This window comes from Lactobacillus kimbladii, from assembly GCF_014323605.1.
Taxonomy (GTDB): domain Bacteria; phylum Bacillota; class Bacilli; order Lactobacillales; family Lactobacillaceae; genus Lactobacillus; species Lactobacillus kimbladii_B.
In genome coordinates this window covers 51,022-71,551 of record NZ_SCMB01000003.1, presented here as the reverse complement: position 1 = coordinate 71,551, position 20,530 = coordinate 51,022, and the positions used below count along the sequence as shown (strand labels likewise).

Here is a 20,530-nt window from a genome sequence, read left to right as displayed (position 1 = left end):
TTATTTTCTATTTTGAATTTAAGTCATCATCATTCATTTTTAAAACAGCCATAAAAGCATCTTGAGGAATTTCAACATGACCTACTGCTTTCATGCGTTTTTTACCTCTCTTCTGCTTTTCCAGCAGTTTTGCCCTTCTATCAGGATCTCCCGTATGGATTTTCCAAGTAACATCCTTGCGGTAAGGCTTAACAGTAGCACGAGAAATAATTTTTGCTCCAATTGCCCCTTGAATATCAACTTCAAAGTTCTGTCTAGGAATCAGTTTCTTGAGCATTGATGTCATTTGTCTTGCTCTATTTTGAGCTTCATCCCGATGAGCAATAAAACTAAGAGCATCGACCACTTGTTTATTCAACAGAATATCAATTTTAACTAAATCAGTTGCCCGATAACCCGTAATTTCATAATCAAGTGAGGCATAACCTTTAGTGGAAGATTTTAAATCATCAAAAAAATCATAAATAATTTCAGCTAGTGGCATATTATAAATTACATTAACGCGATATTTGTCTAAATAGTCCATAGTCACAAACTCACCACGTTTACGCTGGCAAAGTTCCATCACTGGACCGACAAAATCATTCGGAACCATCACTTCCGCTTTAACAAAAGGTTCCTGTACCTCCTTATATTCACCAGCTGAGGGCAAATCAGAAGGATTATCAATTACCCTTGTTGTACCATCATTCATAATGGCATGATAATCAACAGAAGGAGCAGTCATAATTAAGTCTAAATCAAATTCCTGCTCTAGTCTTTCTTGTACAACATCCATATGAAGCAAGCCTAAAAAACCGCAACGAAATCCAAATCCAAGAGCGGTCGAAGTTTCAGGTTCAAATTCCAGAGCAGCATCATTTAGCTGAAGCTTTTGCAAAGCTTCCTTAAGATCGTCATATTTGGAATTATCAACAGGATACATACCAGAATATACCATTGGTGGTATTTGGCGATAACCAGGAAGTGGTTCAGCTGTCGGATTTTCAGCAGAAGTAATGGTATCACCAACACGAGTTTCACGAACAGACTTGATATTTGCTGTCAGATAACCAACATCACCAGCAATTAAAATTCCTTTCTTTACTGGGTGTGGACTTGATACCCCAACTTCAATAACCTCGTATTCTTTGCCAGTATTCATAATTTTGATTCTGTCGCCAGGTGCAACAGTACCATCCTCAATTCTAACGGACAAAACTACCCCGCGATAATCATCATATTTAGAATCAAAAATCAATGCTTTAAGTGGATCTTGCAAATTTCCCTGTGGTGCAGGAATATCTCTTACTATTCGCTCAAGCAATTCTTTAATTCCTTGACCTGTTTTTCCCGAAACTTCAACTGCGTCTGAAGCATCTAAACCCAGCATTTCAGTTATTTCTTCCTTGGCTTGCTCAGGATTAGCGGATGACAAATCAATCTTGTTAATTACAGGCATTATTTCCAGATCATCATCAATCGCTAAATAAGTATTAGCTAAAGTTTGCGCTTGTACACCTTGTGAAGCATCGACTACTAAAAGTGCACCTTCACACGCTGCCAAAGAACGAGAAACTTCATAAGAAAAATCTACGTGTCCAGGAGTGTCAATCAAATGAAAAATATAGTCCTCTCCATCTTGGGCATGATATTTAATTTCAACTGAGTTCATTTTAATCGTGATGCCCCGCTGACGTTCAAGTGGCATATCATCTAACATTTGGTTTTTTAGTTGTCGTTCAGATACAGTATCAGTCAGTTCTAAAATACGATCCGCAATTGTAGATTTCCCATGATCAATATGAGCAACAATGGAAAAGTTGCGAATATGTTTTTGGTAATCTTGTAATTTGGTAATATCCATAAATAATTTGCACCCTTCACTCTATCTCTATTATTATAGCAAATTCCCAAGCACCTATAAAATTAATTAGGATAAAGGAACTTTTTATCAAAATTAAAGGACTAATCCCATCAAGATTGAAGAATTAGTCCTTTAGTTAAACTTTCAATTAATACTAATAATATCTTATAATACCATTTTTATCTGGCTTGCCATTCTCTTTAAAAAGCCTAATATAATCTTTGAATTCTTTTTTTGCCCAACAAGGTGCGTCAGGTTTAATAGTCAAGTCAGATCCATTTTTACACCAGTATTTATAACCTTTTGGGCAACTCAACATCATATCTCTCCCTTTTTCATATTTCTCTATTTTAGAAGACAATCATTTAGGGTGAATAAAACATTAAATTTTACTGCAACTTTTCCTTTAATCTCTCAAAGAATCCTTTTTCTTGTGGTGTTATTGAACCACCACCGGCTTTAACGAAATCAACCAGAGCCTGTTTCTGTTTTTCATTAATTGATTTTGGAATCTGTACTTGAACAGTAGTTATTTGATCACCATTACCATTGCCACGTATGTATGGAACACCCTCACCGTGTAAAGTAAATTCCTTATTAGGTTGTGTACCAGCAGGAATTTTCAACTTCTTTTCTCCATGCACAGTCTTAACATTAATTTCATCACCTAAAGTTGCCTGGGCAAACGAGATTGGAACAGTAGTATAAATAGTAGTTCCTTTACGTTCGAAATCCTTTGATGGCTTAATACGATAACTGATATAAAGGTCACCATAAGGGCCACCATTTTTACCTGCTTCTCCCTGGCCTTCATAACGTAATTGTTGACCATTATCAATTCCTGCAGGAATATTAACTTCAATGGTATTTTTATTATCAATTACGCCTTTGCCATGACAAGTTTGGCAAGGATGCTCAATAATTACACCTTTGCCGTGACATTTATCACAAACTGTCTGACGACGAATAACTCCCAACATAGATTTTTGGGTGATTGTCATATAACCAGTACCATTACATTTATCACAAGTTATCGGGTGTGTGCCTTTTTCTGCCCCATTCCCTTTGCAAGTTGGACAAGTTTCGCTCCTAGTGTAAGAAACTTGCGTCTTTTTGCCGGTAATAGCATCCATGAAGTCAATGGACAAGGTATAGTCTAAGTCTTCACCACGAGTTGGTGCTGTCGGGTTAGCGCGGCGCTGATTAGCTCCTGTTGCACCACCGAAGAAATCATTAAAAATATCTCCAAAATCACCAAAGCCACCAAAATCACTATATCCTTGACCTGCACCACCAAAGCCACCTTGACCATTAACTCCGGCCGATCCAAACTGATCATATTGTGCTTTCTTTTGCTTGTCATGCAAAACTTCGTAAGCTTCATTAACCTTTTTATACTTTTCCTCAGCCCCCGGTTCATGGTTTAAATCAGGGTGGTATTTTTTGGCAAGTTTACGATAAGCAGAGGTAATTTCCTTATCACTGGCATTGCGATCAACACCAAGAACGCTATAGTAATCTTCTTGTGCCATCTATAAGCTCCTTAACTTTACAAAAGAAAAGAACTACTATTTGGCAGTTCTTTTCTAATTTATTCAATTATAAACCCTTTACTTATCTGGGTCTACCTTATGAAACTCGCCTTCACCTGCGGAACCACTACCTGAATTACCATCTTGGGATCCAGGATTTTGTGGTCCTGACTGAGGTCCAGCCTGTCCTTGTGCACCTTGAGCCCCACCATTAGCTTGGTACAATTTGACTGCTAGGTCTTGAGCAACTTTGGATAATTCATCCTTCTTAGACTTCATTTCATCCAAATTGTTGTCTTTTTGTGCCTTCTTCAAAGCATCAAGTGCATCTTGTACTTTCTTAGTGTCGTCATCAGATACCTTGCCTTTGACATCCTTCAAAGTCTTTTCTGTTGAGAAGATTAATTGGTCGACTTCATTACGAAGGTCAACTTCTTCTTTCTTTTTCTTATCCTCTTCAGCATGTTCTTCAGCTTCTTTTTGCATCTTCTTAATTTCTTCATCAGATAGACCGGATGAACTCTTGATAGTAATCTTTTGTTCTTTACCGGTACCCATATCTTTAGCAGAAACATTAACGATACCGTTCTTGTCAATATCAAAAGTAACTTGAATTTGTGGCACGCCACGGGGAGCTGCAGGAATATCAGTTAATTCGAAACGACCTAAAGTCTTGTCATCAGCAGCCATTGGACGTTCACCTTGCAAAACGTGTACGTCAACAGCAGGTTGATTGTCGGCAGCAGTAGAAAAGATTTGACTCTTGGATGTCGGGATTGTCGTATTCTTTTCAATTAACTTGGTGAATACACCACCCATAGTTTCAATACCTAGAGAAAGTGGAGTTACATCAAGTAAAACAACATCCTTAACGTCACCAGAAATGACACCACCTTGAATGGCAGCACCTAAAGCAACAGCTTCGTCTGGGTTAATTGAGTGATCAGGCTCTTTACCAGCCCATTTCTTAACGGCATCTTGCACAGCAGGAATACGAGTGGAACCACCGTTTAAAATAACCTTGTCAATATCATTAACTGTTAATTCAGCATCTTTTAACGCATTATCAAACGGAATCTTAGTCTTTTCAACTAAGTCAGAAGTTAATTCATCAAATTTTGCCCTAGTTAAGTCTGCTTCTAGGTGTAATGGACCGGATTCACCAGCAGAAATGAACGGTAATGAAATATGAGTCGAAGATACACCAGAAAGATCTTTCTTAGCCTTTTCAGCAGCATCCTTTAACCTTTGTAAAGCCATTTTATCTTTAGAAAGGTCAACACCGTTTTCATCTTTAAAGTTCTTAATCAACCAATCAATAATCTTGTTATCGAAATCGTCACCACCAAGGTGAGTATCACCATTAGTTGAAAGTACTTGAAAGACTCCGTCACCTAATTGCAAAACGGAAACATCAAAAGTACCACCACCAAGGTCGTAAACTAAAACTTTTTCGTCCTCAGCATCTTTGTCAAGACCGTAAGCAAGTGAAGATGCAGTAGGTTCGTTAATGATTCTCTTAACATCAAGGCCAGCAATTTTACCAGCATCCTTAGTAGCTTGACGTTGGGCGTCATTAAAGTATGCAGGAACTGTAATGACTGCTTCAGTAACCTTTTCGCCAAGATAATCTTCAGAGAATTTCTTGATATATTGTAAAATCATGGCAGAAATTTCTTGAGGAGTGTATGCTTTATCACCAATCTTGACCTTATAATCAGCTTCACCCATATGACGCTTAATTGAAGAAATAGTATTAGGATTAGTAATAGCCTGTCTCTTTGCGACTTCACCGACTTGAATTTCTCCATCCTTGAAAGCAACTACTGAAGGTGTAGTACGGTTTCCTTCTGGATTGGTAATAATTTTTGGCTCTTTTCCTTCAAGAACAGCAACTGCCGAGTTGGTAGTTCCGAGGTCAATTCCGATAACTTTTGACATTGATATGCTTCCTTTCAATTATTGTGCTACAACAACCATCGCTGGTCTTAATGTACGATCTTTGTACAAGTATCCTTTTTGCAAAACCCGAACAACATGATCTTTTTGATCTTCATTTTCAGCTACAACTGTTTGGACAGCTTGGTGTAAATTAGGATCAAACTTTACACCTTCAGCAGTGATTTCACTGATTCCATGATCTTTCATGGCTTTAACCAGAGAATCAAGTGTCATTTGCACTCCCTTTTTAAGCTGCTTTGATGCTTCATCATCAACCTTTGTTGCCAAAGCTCTTTCTAAATTATCCATTGCTGGCAAAACATCTTTAGCTAAAGATTGTGATTCATATTTAATAAGTTGCGCTCTTTCATTATTGTAGCGATTTTGCATATTTTGCATTTCAGCTTGACTGCGCAAGTACTTATCTTCTAAATCATCTTTTTCTTTTTGCAACTGGGTCAAATTGTGTTGCAGTTTACTTTCCAAAAATTCAGACTTCTTTTTTCCGTTAGCCTTAGCTTGAGAATGCTTTTTAACTTCTTTTGATTCAGTTGATTCTTTTTGATCTTTTTTTGAATTTTTACTGTTAATTTCTTCTTTACTCACGGCTAACCTCCTTTATTTAAATCTACCATAATAATCAAGCAACTTTTTAGATAGCTCATTTCTGAAATATTCAAGCAATCCTATCACTTGAGAATACGGCATATTATCAGGGCCAAGTAAAGCAATTATGCCCTTTCCGTGAGGACCAACGCTGTACTCTGCTGTAAGCAGACTGTAATCCTTTAACAAATCATTTGATAACTCAGACCCTAGACTTACCCGAACTGGATATCTGTCACTTTTTAAGTTTTGCCTGTTATCCAAAATACTAGAAATTAAGTCATTATGCTCAATCATTTCATATAATGACCGCAAATTAGAAACGTCACTCAAAGAAATGTTATTGAGCAAATTAATCTGACCATCGACATACATTTGCTCGCTGGCAGCATCACTGATCACATCTTCAACTAAATCTATTAATTCAGACACATGAGCAGCTTTAAGCTTTTGTCCTAAAGTCTTCTTAAGAAACTCAGGTGTAACCTGATCTAGCGACTTTCCTACTAATTCATCGTTAATCATACGAACGGCACGTTCAATGTCATCACCATGAATATTGTATGGTAAGTTATAAACCTGGTCATGAACATCACCATCACTGGTACCAAGAATAGCCATAATCTGTCTGCCAAATAAAGGTACTATACGAAATCCGGTAATAGTTAAATCACTATTCTCAGGCCCCTCCGCAAATGCAGTGTAATTTGTTAGGTCAGATAAGATCTTAACAGCTTCCTGTACGATGTCGTTAACTTGATGAAACGGCTGATCAAGCTGATTAATAATTCTTTTATAAACAGAAGATGAAATCTGTAAAGGCTCAACTAAATTGTCAAGATAGTAACGGTAGCCTTCTGTTGAAGGTACTCGACCACTTGACAAATGAGTTTTTTCAATCAAGCCTTTTTCTTCTAAAACCGCCATTTCGTTACGAATAGTTGCACTTGAAACTTTAATAGGTAACTGATTCATGACTGTTTTAGACCCAACAGGATCATGTGTCTGCGTAAAATCATTGATAATTGTTTTTAAAATTAATTCTTGACGTTCGGTCAACATAAATATCGCCCTCACTTTTAGCACTCAAACTTATTAGGTGCTAACAATTAATATGATACTAGCTTTTAGCAGAATGTCAAGTTGAGTGCTAACTTTTTTACAAAAAAACGCTTATCCCCTTTAAAATTGAAATTAACCAATGCCGGCAAAATAAGCTTTGATTTCTGCCTCATCACCACTCATTTGTTTTTTTAATTCTTTTAAGTTATCAAATTTAATTTCGCCACGAGTATACTTATACCATTTAATTACCATTTCTTCATCATAGGCTTCTTGATTAAATCCAAATAAATTCGATTCAATATAAAGCTTTTTACCCTCATTAATAGTTACGTTATAACCCACGCTTGTCATTGAGTCATACCACTTGCCTTTAATCTTGGTTTTAGTAGCGTATACTCCAATTTTAGGAACCACCTTGTCTTGAGACCAAACTAGATTTGCTGTAGGAAAACCCAGTTTATGGCCATTACGTAAACCGTGCCCGACCTTGCCGGACATGACATACGGAAACCCTAATAATTTAGCGGCCAATTCCATATTTCCACTGGTAATGGCCCTTTTTATTTCCGTAGAGCCAATTTTTTGGCCATCATAAGACTGTTTTGGAACATCAATAATAGCAAATCTTCCCTTAGCAAACTTAGGGAAATTTTTCATATTGGCAATCTCTTTGGGACCATAAGTGTAGTCAAAGCCGGCTACAACTGTATCAGCATTTAATTTAACAATAATTTTATCTACAAATTCCTGTGCAGTCAGTTTGCTAAATGCCTCATTAAAATGCATCACAAGCAAAAAATCAACTTTTAGTTCTTGCATCTTATAAGCTTTTTCAGACAATGTATCTATATAGCTGACTTCTTTATTTTGATAAATTTCTTTAGGATGTCGATCAAATGTCATTACTACTAATGGTAAATGCTTTTGAATTGCTTTTTCTTTTGCGATTTTGATTAATTCCTGATGACCACGATGAACACCGTCAAAGAATCCTAAAGCAAGGATTATCTTTTGTGGAATAATATTTTCCTTAAACGGGTAAGTTAAATGGATAATTTCCATAATAAGACCTTCATTCACTTATTCATTTTGTAAAAGCATTAAATAAGGGCGATACATGGTACCATCTTTTTGATAAATTGCCTTAACTCTATTATTGTATCCTAATGCCACTTTTTTTGCATTCGTTTTCAGAGAAATCGGTGCTCCATTTTTAACTTTGGCCCACAGATCTGTATCAATATCCTCATGAGCATAATTAGTAAAAAAAGAGTCAATTGGTTGAAGCAATTCATTTACCATATCTGGATTTTCTAAAATTTCATTCAATTTAACAGCTTGATCTATATCAAAGCCTGAACTAGAAGTGCGCCGCAAATTTTTCATTACTGCTGGCACACCAAGGTTTGTTCCCAAATCATTTATTAAAGAGCGAACATAGGTTCCTTTGCTGCATTCAATTTTAAAATCAAAAACTTCTTGACCATTTTCTTTATCAAAAACAGGTTCATTTGTAAGATCGTAAGAAAAAACTTCAACCCGTCTTTTTGGCCTTTCAACTTTAATACCTGCTCGCGCATATTCATATAAATGCTTGCCATTTACTCGGACGGCCGAATAAATAGGTGGTACCTGTTCTATACTGCCCACAAACTCTTGCATAGCTTTTTGAATTTGATGGTATTTAATTTTACTAGTTATTTTTTTAAATTCTGTTTTTTTGCCACTAATATCGTAACTATCAGTGGCAAAGCCAAAAATTCCCTGACCTACATATTTTTTGTTTTCCTCGTGCATCAATTCAATCAATTTTGTGGCCTGACCAATTGCAATTGGTAGCACTCCCGTAACGTCAGGATCTAGGGTACCAGCATGGCCTATTTTTTTAATATGCAGCGCTTTGCGTAAATGATAGACAACGTCTGCGCTTGTCATGCCCTTATCCTTATCTATCACTAAAATACCATTTAACATTTTTTATTACCTAATCATGAAAAAAGCGCCTCACAGCGCTTTTCTTAATTATTGCGATTTGCATCCTGCTTTTTTACTTCAGCGATTAACTGATCAATTTTACTACCATATTTAACTGAATTATCTCGTTTAAAAATCAACTCTGGTACTTTATATACAGTTAGGACTTGCCCCAACAAATGCCTCATCAATCCCTTAGCTTTATTTAAACCAGCAGCAGCTTCTTCTTCTTTTTTAGAATCTTCAGAAAGAATGCTGTAATAAACAGTAGCATATGATAAGTCATTTGTACATTCAACCGCTGTAATTGTTACATCATTAACTCGTGGATCACGAATATTTTTTCGTAAAATTTTCGTTAATTCACGGAGGATTTCTCCTTCAACACGACCTATTCTGTGTTTCATGCTTTCTCCCAGTTGATTTATTCAGGCTTAACTTCCTGTTTTTCTACGGCTTCCAATTCGTCACCAATCTTGATGTCATTATAGCCCTCAATGGTTAAACCGCAATCGAATCCTTGCTTAACAATTTTAGCATCATCCTTAAACCGTTTGAGTGACGCAACTTTTCCGGTATAGATCACAACCCCATCACGAATCAAATTGATTGCAGAATCTTTTGATACGTATCCGGAATCAACAAATGCACCAGCAATCGTCCCAACTTTAGAAACTTTCCAAGTTTCACGTACAGTCAGATTACCAACAACTTTATCTTCATAAGTTGGTTCAAGCATACCCTTCATAGCAGCTTTAACATCATCAATTGCCTTGTAAATAATACTATATAGTCGAATATCTACTCCATCTGCTTCAGCTTGAGATTTAGCAGTAGCGGTTGGACGGACATTAAAGCCAATAATAAAGGCATTCGAAGCTCCGGCTAATGTAACATCCGATTCATTTACTGCTCCTACACCCGCATGAATGATATTAACACGAACGCCCTCGACTTCTATCTTTTCAAGCGATTGTTGTAAAGCTTCTACTGAACCTTGTACATCTGCTTTTAAGACAACGTCTACTTCTTTCATGTTTTCTTTTTTCATCGTATCAAACAAGTTATCAAGAGTAACATGTTGGACATTTTCACGAGATTGTTGTAAAGCCTGTTGTGCTCTTTGTTCACCAACGCTTCTTGCAGTCTTTTCATCATCAAAGACAACTATCTTATCGGCTGACTCGGGCACATCATTCAATCCAGTAATTTCAACTGGCATTGATGGTGTAGCTTTTTCTACCTGGCGTCCACGATCATTAGTCATTACTCTGACACGACCAAAGCGATTACCGACAACAATAGGATCACCTACTTTTAGGGTTCCTTGTTGAACCAAAAGGTCAGCAACTGGGCCACGGCCACGGGAAAGGCGAGCTTCAATAACAGTCCCAATTGCCTTTTGCGTAGGATCCGCCTGTAGTTCCATGACATCTGCTTGTAAGAGAATCATTTGTAAAAGTTCATCAACATTTTCACCAGTTTTGGCAGAAATGTTTACAAAAATAGTGTCACCACCATAATTTTCCGGAATCAAATTGTATTTCATTAACTGTTCAGTAACATGCTCAGGGTTTGCACCAGGAACATCCATTTTGTTAATTGCGACAATGATTGGTACCTTAGCACTTTTAGCATGGTCAATGGCTTCAACAGTTTGTGGCATAACTCCATCGTCTGCAGCTACAACCAGTACAACAATATCGGTGATTTCAGCACCACGTTCACGCATGTTAGAAAATGCCGCATGTCCAGGCGTATCTAAAAATGTGATTGGCTTATTATCTACTCTTACCTGATAGGCACCAATTTTCTGTGTAATACCACCAGCTTCATGAGCAGAAACATGAGTATGACGCAATCGATCAAGCAAAGTTGTTTTACCATGGTCAACGTGACCCATGATTGTAACAACTGGTGGTCGCTTAATTTGATGCTTAGATTTCATAGAAGCTGCCATTCTCTTGTCGTAAAGAGTATCAATGTCAGATATATCTTCATGAACTTTTTCTTTGGCATTGATATTATATTCAGCAGCAACTAATTCTATTGCATCTTTATCAAGTGACTGATTTTGATTAGTCATCACACCTAACATAAATAGTTTCTTAACTATTTCAGCAGGTTCACGGTGCAGCAACTTGCCCAAATCTTGAGCATTCATACCAACTTCGTACACCAGTGTTTCCGGTAACGGACGTTCTTTTCTCTGGGTTGGCTGTTTCTTTGGTACCTGTTCGAACTGCTTTTTCTTATTCTTGCGTTTACGCTTTTCTTGATGCTTTGAGTAATTATTGGTACCAAAAGTTTGATTTTTACCTTTTCTGCCAGGTTTACCAGAATTGCGACCGTGACCATTACCACGACGCTTTTCTTCTTTTGCAGGTTCAGGTGCAGCATTTGTATCTAAAGCTTTAGGTTTATTAACTGGACTTGCCTTTTGTGTATTCTTCATTCTGGCTGGCGAAGGCTTAATTATTTTAGGTCCAGTTACCTTAGGAGCTGTAGTCTCGACTTTAACAACTTTATTTTCTGATTTTGAAACATTCTTGTTATCTTCTCCAGAAGATTTTTTGACAGTGGTTTTGTCTTCATCATAAGACTTCTGTACAATCTCACTTTGACGATTTAATTTCTTTTCATCAACACGCTGTTTTTGTTTCAATTGCTTTAATAAGTCTTGTGCTACCGGCTTTGAAGTCCTTTGACTTGGGCTAGTACGTTGCTTATAGCGATCTTGAGCCTGCCTTGATCTATTATTGTTAGATCGGTGAAGGTTGTTGCCTCTCTTGTTGTTCTTGTTACCATTTTTTTCCTCATGCTTTTTTTCGCTTTTACGAATTGAGGTAACGGAAATTTTGATTTTACTGCTCCTTTTTGCGGGTTTCTCTTGCTTTTGCGCGGGAGCGGAGCTACGGAAACTATCTTTTAATTGATTTACTTGTGAATCCTCAAGTGATGACATATGATTTTTAACATCAAGTCCCAAGTCCTTCGCCTTGTTGACCACAGTTTTATTATCGATGCCTAATTCTTTTGCCAATTCATAAATTCTTGTTTTAGCCATCAAATCACACTCCTTCGTCTATTTTTTGTAACAATGCTTTGCAGAAACCAGTGTCAGTAATTCCTAAAACTTTTCGCTTTTTTCCGATCGCTTGAGAAATTTCATTACTAGTAAATTTGTTAATAACAAGTATATTATTTTGTTCCCCAACTTTATAGATCTTTGCAGTAGTATCTGCATGACTATCTTGGGCTAAAATAATTAGTTTTACCTTTTTGGCTTTTGCGTCAATGGAAACAAGTTCAGTGCCTGAAACTAATTTTCCGGCTTTTTGACTTAATCCCAACAAATTTAGTGCTTTTTGTCTATTTTGCAAATTTATTTATCACCAAACAATTCTTTCCTTGCCTTTTGATGGTCAACATATGAGTAAAGCTCTTGGTAAAACTCTTTAGGCACTGTAGTTCCTAAACTACGCTCAATTAAGCCTTTCTCTTGAGCACTTTTGATCTGACTTGGATCAAGAGAAACATATGCTCCCCTACCAGGTTTTTTACCAGTAGGATCAACTGAAATATTCTTTTCTTTGTCGACTACAATGCGTACCAACTCTTTTTTGGGCTGCATGGTATTAGTTAACAAATCTTTTCGCATTGGAATCTTTCTTTTTTTCAAAAGTTTCACCTCTTGCTTTAATTTTCAGTAGAATCTACCGTTTTACTGTCAGTAACGTTTTCTTGATGCTCATCCTCTGAGTCAGTATCTTCAGAAGTTGGCTCTTTGTCTGATTCTTCACTTTCAGCAAAATCGCTGTTTGTTTGTGAAGAATTTGAGCCATCTTCAGCTAAATTATTAGTTTCAGCTTCTTCGTTTTCTTTTTCAGCTTGATCACTGCTTTCATCAACAAATTCTACTTCAGATTCTGGTCTGATATCTATCTTATAACCTGTTAATCTAGCAGCTAAACGTACATTCTGTCCTTTTTTACCAATGGCAAGTGACAATTGATAATCCGGAACAATTACCAAAGCACTTTTTTCCTCGTCCTCATCTCCAAATTGAACAGCAATCACTTCAGCAGGATTCAAGGCATTAGCAATGTAATCTGACGGATCTTCCTCGTATTTAACTACATCTATATTTTCACCGTCAAGTTCATTGACCACATTCTGAACTCTAGCACCTCGCTGTCCAACACATGTTCCTACCGGATCAATATTAGGATCATTGGACTTCACTGCAATTTTGGTTCTGTCTCCTGCTTCACGAGCAATTGAGACCACTTCAACAGTCCCATCATAAATTTCAGGTACTTCCTGTTCAAATAATCTCTTTACCATATCAGGTGCGGTACGTGAAACCGTAATTTGAGCACCTTTTGAATCTGAACCAACATGAGTAACTAGAACCCTGATCTGATCTTGGGGATTATAGCTTTCACCAGGCATTTGATCGTTACGTGGCATTACTGCTTCAACATTACCAATTTTAACATAAACGAAACGATTATCACGTCTTTCAACAGTGCCCGTTATTAATTCATCTTCATACTGTGAGTATTCATCAATAATATGATTTCTCTCTGCCTCACGTAAATGTTGCATAATAACTTGTTTAGCAGTTTGTGCAGCAATCCGACCAAAATTTTTAGGTGCAACTTCGAAACGAATTTTGTCACCAAGTTCATAAGCCCGATTAATTGTCAGAGCATCCTTTAAACTGATTTCCAAACGTTCATCATGAACTTCTTCAACGACAGTCTTTTCAGTCATTAGCTTAAAGTCACCCTTACGTTCATCAAATTCAACTATTACATTCGTTGCCTGATTATAATTTTTCTTATATGCTGCAACCAGCGCTGCTTTTATTGCTTCAACAATTACGTCTTGCTTTATACCCTTTGTTTTCTCGAGTGTAGCGAACGCTTCAAGCATTTCCTTAGACATAAATTTTAATCAACCTTTCTAAAACTCAATTGCGAAACGAATGCCTGCAATTGCTTTACGGGGAAGTGATAAAACCTTCTTTTTAGTTTTTATCTTTACTTCAAGTTCGATTTCGCTGTCATTATAAGATTTTAAAGTTCCCTCATATTCTTTTTCACCTTCAACTTTCTGGTATAGTTTTATATGCACATACTCATTTAAAGCTTTTTCCCAATCAGCTTTATTTTTTATTGGTCTTTCAATACCAGGAGAAGAAACTTCCAAAATATAGGGATCAGGAAATGGATCAGGTTGTATTTGATCAAGCTTTTCAGATAATAATTCACTTAACCCTGCAATTTCATCCATATCAATACCATTTTCTCTATCAACGTAAATTCTTAAATAGTTTTGACCCTTTTCTTTAACGTATTCTATATCAATAAACTCATCTTTGCGTTCTGCAATAATTGGTTTAATTTCTTTGAGAACAGAATCTTTAACTTTCGCCAAGTACTTTCCTCCGTAATAAAAAGAGTGAGCACAAGCGCTCACTCCGAATTATTTATTCGAACTTCTTTAAAAAGTATATCACATTTATATTAATACTGCAAAAGTTTAAAAGAGTGAAAGTTGATTCTGCTCCGGCATTCCATTTAGAACTTCATTATTCTCTAAATAATCCATAATTGACTGGGATACTTTTCCACGGTTTGCCAAGTCTTCTTTTGACAAAAATTTCTGCTCAGTTCTTGCAGCAACAATTTGTTTGGCTGCATTATTTCCCAGACCAGGAACTGCATTAAACGGTGCTAAAATTGTATGCTGATCAATAATTTTAAAATTAGTGGCCTCAGACTGATTAATATCAACCATTTTTATTTTAATACCACGCTCCAAACACTCATTGGCAATTTCTAAGACTGTAAGAAGACTCTTATCCTTGGCAGACGCATCATTTCCTTGATTTTGAATATCAGCCATCGCCTTTTTTACCGTGTTTTTACCATGACTCATAGCTACTAAATCAAATAAATCAGCACGTACTGAGAAATAGGCAGTGTAGTAAATTTCAGGATAGTAAACTTTAAACCAGGCAATTCTTAAAGCCATTAATATATAAGCCGTCGCATGAGCTTTCGGAAACATATACTTGATTTTGAGACAAGACGGAATATACCAGTCAGGAATTTTATCATTTTTCTGTAGAACTGCCATATCATCATCACTTATTCCCCGACCATGACGAACTGATTCCATAGTTGAAAACGCTACTTCAGGTTTAACTCCCCAGTGAATCAAGTCCATCATGATGTTGTCTCTACAACCAATAACATCTTTCAGTTTGCAAGTGCCGTTATTAACAAGCTCTTCAGCGTTTCCTAACCAGACATCAGTACCGTGGGATAGGCCAGAAATTTGCAGTAACTCGGAGAATGTAGTCGGCTTTGTTTCCTCTAACATCCCTCGTACAAATTTTGTACCAAATTCAGGTACGCCTAAAGTACCAGTTTCTGATTGAATTTGCTCAGGTGTTACACCTAAAATTTTAGGACTTGAAAAAAGCGACATTACTCCTGGATCATCGGGTGGAATTGTTAAAGGATCAACACCAGAAAGGTCTTGCAACATTCTAATCATAGTTGGATCATCGTGACCTAGAATATCAAATTTCAAGATATTATCATGAATGGAATGAAAATCAAAATGAGTTGTCAACCACGCAGCATTGACATCATCTGCAGGATATTGTACGGGTGTGAAGTCATAGATATCCATATCATCGGGAACGACAACAATACCTGCAGGATGCTGACCGGTAGTCCTTTTAACTCCACTGACACCAGCTGCTAAACGATCAAGTTCAGCATTACGCAGATTCAATTCTTTTTCTTCATCATAGTGTTTAGCATAACCGTAAGCTGTCTTATCAGCAACAGTGGCAATTGTACCTGCTCGATAAGAATTATCGGGACCAAACATTACTCGAATAAAGTTATGAGCTACCGGCTGATAGTCACCCGAGAAATTCAAATCGATATCAGGAACTTTGTCACCGTGAAATCCCAAAAACGTTGCAAAAGGAATATCTTGCCCATCCTTAACCAGTTCAGCTTCACACTTAGGACATTTTTTATCTGGCAAGTCATATCCAGACCCATATTCACCGTTTTCGAAAAATTTCGAATACTTACATTTTGGGCAACGATAATGGGGTGCCAATGGATTGACTTCAGTTATACCGGACATTGTAGCGACCAGACTTGAACCAACAGAACCACGTGAACCAACTAAATAGCCGTCCTTATTTGACTTAGCCACTAATCTTTGCGAAATCAAATAAATAACCGCATAACCGTTGGAAATGATTGAATTGAGTTCCATATCAAGTCTATCTTGAACAATCTTTGGCAACGGATCCCCATATAACTCATGTGCTTTGTCAAAAGTCAAACGCTTCATTTCTTCATCAGCATTATCAATGTGAGGTGGATAAAGTCCATCTTTAATAGGCGAAATTTCTTCAATTGATTCAGCAATTTTATTAGGATTTGTAATTACTATTTCTTTAGCAATATCTGCACCTAAAAAACTAAAGGCATCTAGCATTTCCTGAGTAGTGTAAAAATGCATGTCAGGCTGTTTTTTGTTCCTGTCAGGATTGCTGCGTTGGGCCGAAATCAAAATAGTACGATATATAGCATCATGTTCTTCCAGATAATGTGCATCTCCTGTGGCAACTACTGGTTTATTTAATTCCTTACCCAATTTGTAAATATTTGTCAGAATTTCTTCAAGTTCTTTTTCATCAGCAATCAAATGATCTTCAATCATAATTGAATAATTTGCTGGTGGCTGAATTTCGAGGTAATCATAAAAGCGTGCCTTCTTACGAGCTTCGTCATAGCCTTTTTGCATCATTGCAACAAAAACATCGCCTTCAGAGCATCCAGAACCATATAGCAAACCTTCATGATTCTTAACCAAATCTGATTTGGGAGTACGTGGGATCCGATAAAAATCTTTGGTACTTGCAATAGAAACTAGTCTGTACATGTTTTTAAGGCCAGCCTGATTTTTAGCTAGGATAGTCATATGTTGTGGTCGTGCTCTCTTAAACACTTGACCCTGAGCAGCATAATCGTTCATTTTACCTAAATTATCTTCGTGATACTTTTTAGTAAAGGCATCCAAGAGCTTAAACATTAAATAGCCTGTTGCCTCAGCATCTTGGTTAGCCCTATGGTGATGCTCGAGGACAACATTATATTTTTTGGCCAGAGAATCTAAGGTATGTCTGGTTTGTTCTGGATGAAGCAACCGTGATACTTCTAGCGTATCAACTACCGGCTGTGTAATTTCATCTAATTTTGCTCTTCTCAATGCTGCGTTGACAAAACCAACATCAAACTGAACATTATGACCACAAAGGGGACGGTCACCATAAAAATCCTGAAATTGCTTGATAACCACAGCCTCATCATCAGCTGCTCCTACCATTTCATCAGTAATTGAAGTCAAATTAATTGTCTGTTCACTTAACGGATGATGGGGATTAATAAATTTATCAAACCTCTCCAAAACTTCCCCATTTTTCATCTTCACAGCACCGATTTCAATAATGGTATCGTAAACGGATGATAACCCTGTCGTTTCAACGTCAAAAATAACAAATTCACGATCCTTATATGTCATTGAAGCTGGATTAAGAACCAGTAAAGCATGATCATCAATCATATTTGCTTCTAAACCGTAAATTATTTTGACGCCATTCTTTTTACCTGCGTTATATGCTTCAGGGAAGGCTTGAACATCAGCATGGTCTGTAATAGCTATTGCTTTTTGACCAAATTTCTTAGCAGCCATGACAAAGTCAGTTGCGGTATTTGTAGCATCCAGCTGACTCATATTTGTATGTAAATGTAGCTCGACCCTTTTTTCATCACCCTGATATTTTTCAGTTCTGCCAACATGCTCTACAATTTCAAAACAAGAAATATTAAAAACAGTGTCATGACTCCACTGGTCTTCAGCTACTGATCCTTGCATTTTAGCCCAAGTTCCCGGGTTGATTTTTGTCATATTTTCAATTTGCTCTTTATCGGAAACAAACTTTTTAAATGAAATTGAATCAGTATAGTCAGTTATTTCACCTGTAAATATAATTGAACCATTTTTTAATTCTCTACTCGAAATATTAAAAATATTACCTTCTATTACAATATTTCTACTTCCATCAATTATTTCCTTAATTTGAGTTACAGGTAAATTATCATCCAATTTGCGATTGCCATAACGAGTCTTTTTTGTGGGATAGGTTGCTGGTTTTGGCTTTTCTTGTGCTGGAGCCGAATCATATTCTTCCTGCATATTTTGTTCATGTTGCTCTTGCAACTCCTGAAGACTGGCTAAATTATTTTTGGAATTTTCATCATCAATTTCAGTTACAAACTTCAAGTTAAAGAAACCAAAATTTCTCATTTCTTCCGCAAGTTCATCAAGCATTTTTTGCTCGAGCAGTCCATCAACCACTAAATTATCAACCGGAATAATCCAGCGGCCATTTTCTTTTTTAGGCTTATGACTAGAAATAAATTCTCGTGCCACTGGTTGCAAAGCCTGAGAATTTTGCACCGCGAACTGCCAATAGTCAGTTAAATAATCATCTGCTCCATCCTTAGAGCGAACATACAAATGAATATTGACGAAAGAGGAAAAACTAGCAGTTATAGCCTTATTTAAAGCATTAAAAGTTTCAAATTTTAAGGGTGTAGTAAAAAGAACATGGATATCCCACCTGTGTTCTTTAGCGTAAACATCCACGTTCTCAATTTCGCCCTTTTGCAACAAATCATTATCTGCAAATTCTTGCGGAAACTTGATTTGCTCCAATAACCTTAAAAATAGTTTATTTTTATCAGTCACGAAAATTATCCTAACTCTTTATTAATAAAATCGTCTAACTCGGACACTGTCACTTCAGTTGCTTTTTCATCAGTAGGCCGTTTAACTTCGACTACTCCTTCACTGGCTTTTTTACCAACTGTTACTCGCACTGGAGCTCCCAGCAAGTCAGCATCAGCAAATTTAACTCCTGCCCGTTCATTACGATCATCATACAATACATCATACTTAGCACTGTACTTTTCTTCAAGTTTTTGAGCCAAAGTCGTTTGACCTTCATCTTTCATTTTCATTTGAACAATGTGCAGGCTAAATGGTGCAATTTCTTTAGGCCACGCCACGCCATTTTTAGTCAAATGCTGTTCAATCACAGCAGATAAAACTCTCGTGACACCAATACCATATGAACCCATTATAACAGGTTGAGCTTTACCATTTTTATCGAGGAAGTCTGCACCCATAGTTTTTGTATAATAAGTTCCCAGTTTAAAAATGTGTCCTACCTCAATAGTAGTTGTGAATTTTAATGGCAAGTGATCAACTGGATCTGGTTCACCTTCATTAGCAACACGAATGTCACCGAATATGTCTGGAGTAAAATCACGGTTTAAATTCACATTTTTAATTTGGCAACCAGATTTGTTTGCGCCTACAACAACATTATAAAGATTTTTAACAGTATTATCTGCTACTACTTTATCAGCCCAATCAGCATTAACTGGACCAACGCTACCTTTGCCAACGTCGGTTATGTTTGCCAATTCTTCATCAGTAGCGATTCTTAGTGAGTCAACATCAAGTAAATGTTTTAATTTTACTTCATTGACTTCTTTATCACCACGGATTAAGACTAGGATATTTTCTTTTTCATTAGCAACGTAAAGCACACTCTTAATAATTCTAGTTGCCGGAATATTTAAAAATTTAACTAAGTCTGAGATACTCTCTTGACCGGGTGTAGCTACTTCTTCAACTTGTTTTAACGGTTCCTCTTCCTGCTTGAACGTATCAATACTGCAAGCCATTTCTAGATTAGCTGAATATGTTCCTGTTTCATTCGTAGCAATGGTATCTTCACCAATGGCAGCTGGAGCTTGAAATTCAGTTGAATTTTTGCCACCCATAGTTCCTGAATCAGCAATAACCGGAGTAACTTTTAAGCCACAACGGTGATATGCAGCTGTAAAAGCCTTTTTCTCATCCTCAAATTGTTGATCAAGCTGTTCTTTAGTAGCCGCAAAGCTGTAAGCATCAAGCATGATAAATTCACGTGATCTCAATAAACCGAAACGAGGCCTGTTTTCATCTCTAAACTTTGATTGAATTTGGAAAAGAGCTATCGGCATTTGTTTATAACTTTTTAAATCTTTTGCGACAATATCAGTAAATGTTTCCTCATGAGTTGGTCCTAGCAGACTTTGACGACCGTGTCTGTCTTTAAGTTTAAACATTTCCGGACCATATTTTTGCCATCTGCCTGATTCTTCCCATAAAGTTGCTGGTAAAAGATCCGGCATTGCCATTTCTGGCACGTTGATTTTTGCCATTTCTTCACGCATTATCTGTTCAGCTTTACTTAGAACACGGTACCCTAAAGGCAAATATGCATAAACGCCTGCCGTAACCTGACGAACATATCCGCCTCGCAGCATCAGTTTATGACTTTCAGCTACAGCATCAGCTGGTGCTTCCTTTAAAGTCGGTATAAATAATTTAGATTGTCGCATTT

General features: G+C 36.9%; 15 protein-coding genes. All 15 read right to left on the bottom strand.

The annotated features are described in order from the left end of the window. Positions 1-7: 7 nt before the first annotated feature. The 15 genes from lepA to ERK18_RS05425 all read right to left on the bottom strand — a co-directional run bounded on the left by lepA (position 8) and on the right by ERK18_RS05425 (position 20,528). Positions 8-1,846: a translation elongation factor 4 gene (gene lepA, locus ERK18_RS05495; RefSeq protein ID WP_187154623.1), complete on the bottom strand. Its 1,839-nt coding sequence runs from the start codon at positions 1,844-1,846 to the stop codon at positions 8-10. Positions 1,847-2,235: 389 nt separating this feature from the next. Further along, on the bottom strand, positions 2,236-3,378 hold the full coding sequence (gene dnaJ, locus ERK18_RS05490; protein ID WP_187154622.1) for a molecular chaperone DnaJ: 1,143 nt from the start codon (positions 3,376-3,378) through the stop codon (positions 2,236-2,238). 78 nt (positions 3,379-3,456) lie between these two features. Continuing rightward, a complete protein-coding gene (gene dnaK / locus ERK18_RS05485) occupies positions 3,457-5,319 on the bottom strand; it encodes a molecular chaperone DnaK (RefSeq protein WP_046332220.1) in 1,863 nt (620 codons plus the stop codon). A gap of 18 nt (positions 5,320-5,337) precedes the next feature. After that, the gene (gene grpE, locus ERK18_RS05480; protein ID WP_187154621.1) at positions 5,338-5,925 is read right to left on the bottom strand and encodes a nucleotide exchange factor GrpE; all 588 of its coding nucleotides are present in this window, start codon (positions 5,923-5,925) and stop codon (positions 5,338-5,340) included. Positions 5,926-5,937: 12 nt separating this feature from the next. Next, a complete protein-coding gene (gene hrcA / locus ERK18_RS05475; protein ID WP_109586390.1) occupies positions 5,938-6,987 on the bottom strand; it encodes a heat-inducible transcriptional repressor HrcA in 1,050 nt (349 codons plus the stop codon). 132 nt (positions 6,988-7,119) lie between these two features. After that, positions 7,120-8,052, bottom strand: a complete 933-nt coding sequence (gene ribF, locus ERK18_RS05470) for a riboflavin biosynthesis protein RibF (RefSeq protein WP_045928202.1) — start codon at positions 8,050-8,052, stop codon at positions 7,120-7,122. 18 nt (positions 8,053-8,070) lie between these two features. Further along, on the bottom strand, positions 8,071-8,964 hold the full coding sequence (truB, locus tag ERK18_RS05465) for a tRNA pseudouridine(55) synthase TruB (RefSeq protein ID WP_187154620.1): 894 nt from the start codon (positions 8,962-8,964) through the stop codon (positions 8,071-8,073). A gap of 44 nt (positions 8,965-9,008) precedes the next feature. Further along, positions 9,009-9,371, bottom strand: a complete 363-nt coding sequence (locus tag ERK18_RS05460) for a ribosome-binding factor A (protein ID WP_045928204.1) — start codon at positions 9,369-9,371, stop codon at positions 9,009-9,011. Between the two features lie 17 nt (positions 9,372-9,388). Continuing rightward, positions 9,389-12,031, bottom strand: a complete 2,643-nt coding sequence (gene infB, locus ERK18_RS05455; RefSeq protein ID WP_187154619.1) for a translation initiation factor IF-2 — start codon at positions 12,029-12,031, stop codon at positions 9,389-9,391. A 4-nt stretch (positions 12,032-12,035) separates the two neighbouring features. After that, on the bottom strand, positions 12,036-12,347 hold the full coding sequence (locus tag ERK18_RS05450) for a L7Ae/L30e/S12e/Gadd45 family ribosomal protein (protein ID WP_045928206.1): 312 nt from the start codon (positions 12,345-12,347) through the stop codon (positions 12,036-12,038). Positions 12,348-12,349: 2 nt separating this feature from the next. Beyond that, entirely contained in the window at positions 12,350-12,646 is a 297-nt protein-coding gene (gene rnpM / locus ERK18_RS05445) for an RNase P modulator RnpM (protein ID WP_109586395.1), read from the bottom strand. 17 nt (positions 12,647-12,663) lie between these two features. Continuing rightward, positions 12,664-13,917 (bottom strand): transcription termination factor NusA, encoded by a 1,254-nt coding sequence (gene nusA, locus ERK18_RS05440; RefSeq protein WP_109586396.1) that lies wholly within the window; start codon positions 13,915-13,917, stop codon positions 12,664-12,666. A gap of 18 nt (positions 13,918-13,935) precedes the next feature. After that, positions 13,936-14,409, bottom strand: coding sequence for a ribosome maturation factor RimP (gene rimP / locus ERK18_RS05435; RefSeq protein ID WP_045928208.1), 474 nt, complete (start codon positions 14,407-14,409; stop codon positions 13,936-13,938). Between the two features lie 105 nt (positions 14,410-14,514). Then, a complete protein-coding gene (locus ERK18_RS05430) occupies positions 14,515-18,822 on the bottom strand; it encodes a PolC-type DNA polymerase III (RefSeq protein ID WP_187154618.1) in 4,308 nt (1,435 codons plus the stop codon). Positions 18,823-18,827: 5 nt separating this feature from the next. After that, positions 18,828-20,528, bottom strand: a complete 1,701-nt coding sequence (locus ERK18_RS05425; protein ID WP_187154617.1) for a proline--tRNA ligase — start codon at positions 20,526-20,528, stop codon at positions 18,828-18,830. Between the last annotated feature and the right edge of the window lie 2 nt (positions 20,529-20,530).